This is a genomic window from Pseudomonas sp. 25 R 14, assembly GCF_900004755.1.
Taxonomy (GTDB): domain Bacteria; phylum Pseudomonadota; class Gammaproteobacteria; order Pseudomonadales; family Pseudomonadaceae; genus Aquipseudomonas; species Aquipseudomonas brenneri.
Map to the genome: position 1 here is coordinate 224,309 of NZ_CVTS01000069.1, position 7,198 is coordinate 231,506.

Below are 7,198 nucleotides of genomic sequence, written 5' to 3' on the forward strand. Positions count from 1 at the left end.
GAAGGAACCGGCTTTAAAATGTGGGAGCGGGCTTGCTCGCGAATGCGGTGGGTCAGTCACAGTTGCATAAACTGACCCACCGCATTCGCGAGCAAGCCCGCTCCCACATTAAAGCAGAGCGGTTCCTGTGTGAGGCTTACAGGATATAACGAGACAAGTCTTCGTTCTGCGCCAATTCGCCCAGGTGGCTGTTGACGTAGTCGGCGTCGATCTTGATGGTCTCGCCGTTCTGCGCGCCTGCCATGTCGCCGGCGCTGAAGGACACTTCCTCCAGCAGGCGCTCAAGCAAGGTATGCAGGCGACGGGCACCGATGTTCTCGGTCTTTTCGTTGACCTGCCAGGCAATCTCCGCCAGGCGCTTGATACCGTCCGGCAGGAACTCGATGCCCAGGCCTTCGGTTTTCAGCAGCTCGCGGTATTGCTCGGTCAGCGAAGCGTGCGGTTCGCTGAGGATGCGTTCGAAGTCGCCCGGGGTCAGCGCCTTGAGCTCCACGCGAATCGGCAGGCGGCCTTGCAGCTCCGGTACCAGGTCGCTTGGCTTGCTCAGGTGGAACGCACCGGAGGCAATGAACAGAATGTGGTCGGTCTTGACCATGCCCAGCTTGGTGTTCACCGTGCAGCCTTCGATCAGCGGCAGCAGGTCGCGCTGTACGCCTTCGCGGGACACATCGACGCCGCCGGAGTTGCCGCGCTTGGCCACCTTGTCGATCTCGTCGATAAACACGATGCCGTGCTGTTCGACTGCTTCCAGGGCCTTGGCCTTGAGCTCCTCCTCGTTGACCAGGCGCCCGGCTTCTTCGTCACGCACCAGCTTGAGCGCGTCCTTGACCTTGAGCTTGCGGCTTTTCTTCTTGCCCTTGCCCATGTTGGCAAACAGGTTCTGCAACTGGCTGGTCATTTCTTCCATGCCAGGCGGAGCGGAGATGTCGACGCCAGCGTGTTCGGCGACTTCGATCTCGATCTCCTTGTCGTCCAACTGGCCTTCACGCAGGCGCTTGCGGAACAGCTGGCGCGTGTTGGAGTCCTGGGCCGGTGCTGCGTCTTCATTGAAGCCCGCGCGTGCCGGTGGCAGCAGGGCGTCGAGGATGCGCTCTTCGGCAGCGTCTTCGGCGCGATGGCTGACTTTGGTCATTTCCTGTTCGCGCAGCAGCTTCAGGGCGGCGTCGGCCAGGTCACGAATGATCGACTCGACGTCACGGCCCACATAGCCGACTTCGGTGAACTTGGTCGCTTCGACCTTGATGAACGGTGCGTTGGCCAGCTTGGCCAGACGCCGGGCGATTTCGGTCTTGCCGACACCGGTCGGGCCGATCATCAGGATGTTCTTGGGGGTTACTTCAACGCGCAATTCTTCGGGCAGTTGCATCCGGCGCCAGCGGTTACGCAGGGCGATGGCAACGGCGCGCTTGGCATCGTCCTGGCCGATGATATGGCGATTGAGTTCATGGACGATTTCGCGGGGAGTCATGGACATAGTGGTGTGTGGTCCTCAAGCAGGAAAAAGCCGACGGCTTATTCCGCGAGGTCCTGCTCCTCAATGGTCAGGTTGTGGTTGGTGAACACGCAGATATCGCCGGCGATACCCAGGGCGGTCTCGACGATTTCCCGGGCCGACAGGTCGGTTTTCTTCAACAGTGCGCTGGCTGCAGCCTGGGCGTAGCCACCGCCGGAACCCATGGCGATCAGGCCGTTCTCAGGCTCCACTACGTCACCGTTGCCGGTGATGATCAGGGACGCGTCTTTGTTGGCGACGGCGAGCATGGCTTCGAGGCGGCTGAGGGAGCGGTCGGTGCGCCACTCCTTGGCCAGCTCGACAGCGGCGCGAACCAGATGGCCCTGGTGCTTTTCCAGCTGGCCTTCAAAGCGTTCGAACAGGGTAAAGGCGTCAGCGGTGGCCCCTGCAAAACCAGCGAGGACCTGGCCGTGGTACAGGCGGCGCACTTTTTTGGCGTTGCCTTTCATCACGGTATTGCCAAGGGAAACCTGGCCGTCGCCGCCCATGACGACTTTGCCGTGGCGACGAACTGAAACGATGGTGGTCAAGGGGAGAGTCTCCACGCTGCGGGGCGAAAATGCCCTGATGGAACTCATATGGGGGTGGCGAGGGAGATTTCAACCGTAGGACGGGTCTGTGGACGAGTGGTGGAAACACCACAAAACCAAATGTGGGAGCTGGCTTGCCTGCGATAGCGGTGCACCAGTCACCGAGAATATTGACTGATACACCGTCATCGCAGGCAAGCCAGCTCCCACATTTGATCCGTGTTGGCTGTGAATCAGCGGCTCTGGCGTTGTTGTAACAACAGGTTGCTAAAGCCAGCGCCCGCCAGTTGTTTCTGCGCCACGGTCAGCTGTTCACGGTTGCTGAACGGCCCGACCAATACGCGATACCAGGTCGCCTCCTTCACCGTCCCGGACTCCACCGTCACGGTCTGCCCCAGCAGGATGATCTGCGCACGCACCCGATCCGCATCCGCCTGCTTGGGGAACGAGCCCGCCTGCAGGAAGAACTTGGTCACCGGCGCCGCCTTGGTGGTGGCAACCGGTGGTGCCGGCGGCGGGGTAATCCCGGCCAGCGCGGCCTGGGCCCGTGCCGTGTCGATTTTCGCGGCTTCCGCCGGGGTTACCGGGGTGGTCGGCACCTGTGGCGTCGGCAGGGTTTTTTCCGGCACGGCGTCTTGCGGCACGATCACTTCCGATTCCGGCAGCAGCGTGTAGAAGTCGTACTTAGGCTTCACAGGCGCGGTCGGGCTTGGCGGCGTCTTGTTCGCCTCGGCGATCTTGCTGGCCTTCTGCTGCTCCTGCTTGACCCGCTTGACGTCCTCGCCCTGGCCCGGCTCCAGTTTCATCAGGAACACGATAAACGCACCGACCGACAGGCCGATGGCCAGCCACATCCAGCCCGGGATCGGTTGTTTTGCCGGAGCCTGGTAGCGGCTGGCGCCGCGCTTGGGTGCAGGTTTTTTCTTGGCTGCCAACTTACATACGCTCCAGAGTTTCCAGGCCCAACAGTTCCAGGCCTTGCTTGAGGGTCCGTCCAGCCAGTGCGGCGAGGCGCAGGCGGCTTTGCTTTTGCGTTTCGTCGTCGGCGCTCAGGATCGGGCAGTTCTCGTAGAAGCTGGAGAACAACCCGGCGACTTCATACAGGTAGGTGCACAGAATGTGCGGCGTGCCTTTCTCGCCGACGCTGTTGAGCACTTCGCCGAACTGCGCGAGCTTGGCGGCCAGTTCCTGCTCGTGAGGCGCTTGCAGGATGATCTGGCCGTCGACCTCGCTGAAATCCTTGCCCAGTTTGCGGAATACACCGGCCACACGGGTGTAGGCATACAGCAGGTACGGCGCGGTATTGCCTTCGAAGTTGAGCATCAGTTCGAAGTTGAAGCTGTAGTCGCTGGTGCGGTGCTTGGACAGGTCGGCGTATTTCACCGCGCCAATCCCCACCACTCGGGCGATGTTGCGCAGGTCGGCTTCGGCCAGCTCCGGGTTCTTTTCCTTCACCAGGTTGTAGGCACGCTCCTGGGCTTCGTTCAGCAGGTCGATCAGCTTCACGGTGCCGCCGTCGCGGGTCTTGAACGGACGGCCATCGGCGCCGTTCATGGTGCCGAAGCCCATGTGCTCCATGTGCATCGGGTGGGTGACGAAACCGGCGCGGCGCGCCACTTCGAACACTTGCTGGAAGTGCAGGGCCTGGCGCTGGTCGACGAAATACAGCGCACGGTCGGCCTTGAGCACGCCGCTACGGTAGCGCACGGCCGCGAGGTCGGTGGTGGCATACAGATAGCCGCCGTCGGCCTTGACGATGATCACCGGCAGCGGCTCGCCGTCGGCGGTCTTGAACTCGTCGAGGAACACGCACTGGGCGCCGTTGCTTTCAACCAGCAGGCCCTTGGCCTTGAGGTCGTTGACCACGTTGATCAGGTCGTCGTTGTAGGCACTTTCGCCCATGACGTCGGCCATGGTCAGCTTGACGTTCAGCAGCTCGTAGATTTTCTGGCAGTGGGACAGGGAAATATCGCGGAAACGCGCCCACAGCTCCAGGCATTCCTGGTCGCCGGCCTGCAGCTTGACCACCAGGCCACGGGCGCGGTTGGCGAACTCTTCGGATTCGTCAAAGCGCTTTTTCGCGGCGCGGTAGAAGTTTTCCAGGTCCGACAGTTCGTTGCTGGTGATGGGGTTCTCTTGCAGGTACGCCATCAGCATGCCGAACTGGGTGCCCCAGTCGCCCACGTGGTTCTGGCGGATCACGGTGTCGCCGAGAAACTCCAGGACCCGCGCCACGCCGTCGCCAATGATGGTCGAGCGCAGGTGGCCGACGTGCATTTCCTTGGCCAGGTTGGGCGCCGACAGGTCGATGGCCACACGCTGTACCGGGCCGGCCTTGCGCACACCGATTTTGGCGTCAGCCAGGGCTGCGTCCAGGCGCGAGGCCAGGGCTTGGGTATTCTGGAAAATATTGATAAAGCCTGGGCCGGCGATTTCGGCCTTGCTGACCTGTGGATCAGCCGGCAGCGCGGCAATGATTTTTTCCGCGAGGTCGCGCGGTTTCATGCCCGCAGGCTTGGCCAGCATCATCGCGATGTTGCTGGCGAAGTCGCCGTGGGTCTTGTCTCGGGAGTTTTCCACCTGGATCGCCGGCGTCAGGCCTTCAGGCAACACGCCTTCGTTGACGAGTTGGGTGAGGGCTTGTTGGATCAACTGGCGAATGGTGTCTTTCATGGTGTTCTCTTTCGACCGCAAGCGGCGGCGCGCAATGCGCAGGTGGAAAAACTGGACATTATCCGGTGCGAGGGCGGGCTTGCCAACCTTCAAGGTCCGTTACTGGACCTGCGGGCCTCATCGCGGGCAAGCCCGCTCCCACATTTTGATGTGTGAATACCGTCAAATGTGGGCGCTGGCTTGCCTGCGATAGCGATTTATCGATCAGTACAAATCCACCGGATCAACATCCAACGACCATCGCACCTGCCGCCCACTGGGCATTTGCTCCAGAGCAAGCAACCAGCTACTTAATAGCCGGTGCAGCGGCGCGCGGGCAGTGGCTTGCAACAGTAGCTGCGCGCGATAACGGCCGGCGCGGCGCTCCATCGGTGCTGGCACAGGGCCCAGTAACTCGATGCCGCTCAGACCCAGTTCAGCGAGCAAACGTTCAGCCGCGCTGCACGCTTCATCCAGGAAACCTTCGGCCTGCCCCGGTTTATGGGCCTCTGCGCGCAGCAATGCCAGGTGCGCAAAGGGTGGCAAGCCCGCGGAGCGACGTTCGCTCAACGCCTGCTCGGCGAAGGCGAAATAACCTTGTTCTGTCAGTTGAATCAGCAGCGGGTGGTCCGCCAAGTGGGTCTGGATGATCACTTTGCCGGGCTCTTCGGCACGCCCGGCGCGGCCTGCGACCTGCACGATCAACTGCGCCATGCGCTCGCTGGCGCGGAAGTCTCCGGAGAACAGCCCACCGTCGGCATCCAGGATCGAGACCAGGGTGACGCGTGGAAAGTGATGCCCTTTGGCAAGCATCTGCGTGCCGACCAGGATGCACGGCTGGCCTTTCTGGATGGTGGCGAACAGCTGGTTCATTGCATCTTTGCGCGACGTACTGTCGCGGTCTACACGCAGCACCGGGAAGTCCGGAAACAGAATCCCCAGGCGTTCCTCGGCGCGCTCGGTGCCTGCGCCCACTGGCCGCAGGTCGACTTTGCCGCATTGCGGGCAATGGCGCGGCACCCGTTCCACATGGCCGCAGTGGTGGCAGCGCAACTCGCCGGAGCGCTGGTGTACGGTCATCCGCGCGTCGCAGCGGTTGCATTCGGACATCCAGCCACAGTCGTGGCACAACAGCGTCGGCGCAAAGCCTCGGCGGTTGAGAAACACCAATACCTGCTGGCCGGCCGCCAGGGTCTGGCCGATGGCTTGTTGCATCGGCCCGGAAATACCGCTGTCCAGCGGGCGACTTTTTACATCCAGGCGCAGGAAACGCGGCTGCTTGGCGCCGCCCGCCCGCTCATTGAGGCGCAGCAGGCCGTAGCGCCCGGTGTAGGCGTTGTGCAGGCTTTCCAGGGACGGGGTGGCCGAGCCGAGCACAATCGGGATGTTTTCCTGGCGGGCGCGGACCAGGGCCAGGTCGCGGGCGTGGTAGCGCAGGCCTTCCTGCTGTTTATAGGAACCGTCGTGTTCTTCATCGATGATGATCAGGCCGGGGTTTTTCATCGGTGTGAACAGCGCCGAGCGGGTGCCGATAATAATGTCGGCCTCGCCGTCCCGGGCGGCGAGCCAGGATTCCAGGCGCTCGCGGTCGTTGACGGCCGAGTGCACCAGGGCGATCCGCGCATTGAAGCGTTGCTCGAAGCGCGCCAGGGTCTGCGGCCCGAGGTTGATCTCGGGGATCAGCACCAGCGCCTGTTTGCCGGCTTCCAGGGTTTCGCGGATCAACTGCAAATAGACTTCGGTCTTGCCGCTGCCGGTGACACCGGCCAGCAGGAACGCATGGAAACTGTCGGCGCCGGCGCTGATCGCCTCAAAGGCAGCGCGCTGTTCCGGGTTCAGCGGCAACTCCGGTTGGGCCAGCCAGTGTTCGTGACGTTCGCCGGGGGCGTGGCGGCGGATCTCCACCTGCACCAGGTCCTTGGCCAGCAGCAGGTCCAGGCTGTCCTTGCTCAACATCAGTTTGCTCAGCAACTGGTGAGCGACGCCATGGGGATGCTGGGCCAAGGTGGCCAGTGCCTCACGCTGGCGCGGGGCGCGGGCGATGCGCGGGTCATCCAGGCGCGCGCCGGGAGTTATCGACCAGAAGCGCTCCTGGCGGGTCTCGGCCAACTCGCCCTGGCGCAACAGCACCGGCAGCGCCCAGCTCAAGGTGTCGCCCAGGCTGTGCTGATAATACTGGGAGGTCCACAGGCACAGCTTGAACAGCGACGCCGGCAGCGGTGGCGTGGCATCGAGGATGGCCAGGGCTGGCTTGAGCTTTTCTGCCGGCACTTCGCTGTGGTCCGCGACTTCGATCAGGATTCCGATCATCTCCCGTCGGCCGAACGGCACGCGCACGCGCATCCCCGGCTGCAACTGCGCCCGCACCACGCCCGCCGGCGCCCGGTAGTCGAACAGGCGGCGCAGGGGCGAGGGCAGGGCGAGGCGCAAAATGGCGTCGGGCACGCGGGAGGTTCTCATATGGCGGGCGGTGAAGAAGGGCGCGAGCCTAGCAGACCGGCGG

Annotated in this window: 5 protein-coding genes; all 5 read right to left on the reverse strand. The window is 63.0% G+C overall.

The features are described from left to right. Positions 1-136: 136 nt before the first annotated feature. On the reverse strand, positions 137-1,474 hold the full coding sequence (hslU, locus tag BFQ03_RS28640; RefSeq protein ID WP_065944534.1) for an ATP-dependent protease ATPase subunit HslU: 1,338 nt from the start codon (positions 1,472-1,474) through the stop codon (positions 137-139). A 38-nt stretch (positions 1,475-1,512) separates the two neighbouring features. Then, positions 1,513-2,043, reverse strand: coding sequence for an ATP-dependent protease subunit HslV (hslV, locus tag BFQ03_RS28645; protein ID WP_017738857.1), 531 nt, complete (start codon positions 2,041-2,043; stop codon positions 1,513-1,515). A gap of 233 nt (positions 2,044-2,276) precedes the next feature. Next, on the reverse strand, positions 2,277-2,978 hold the full coding sequence (locus BFQ03_RS28650; protein ID WP_029296044.1) for an SPOR domain-containing protein: 702 nt from the start codon (positions 2,976-2,978) through the stop codon (positions 2,277-2,279). Position 2,979: 1 nt separating this feature from the next. After that, a complete protein-coding gene (argS, locus tag BFQ03_RS28655) occupies positions 2,980-4,716 on the reverse strand; it encodes an arginine--tRNA ligase (protein WP_032862344.1) in 1,737 nt (578 codons plus the stop codon). A 204-nt stretch (positions 4,717-4,920) separates the two neighbouring features. Further along, positions 4,921-7,140, reverse strand: a complete 2,220-nt coding sequence (locus BFQ03_RS28660; protein WP_032862221.1) for a primosomal protein N' — start codon at positions 7,138-7,140, stop codon at positions 4,921-4,923. Between the last annotated feature and the right edge of the window lie 58 nt (positions 7,141-7,198).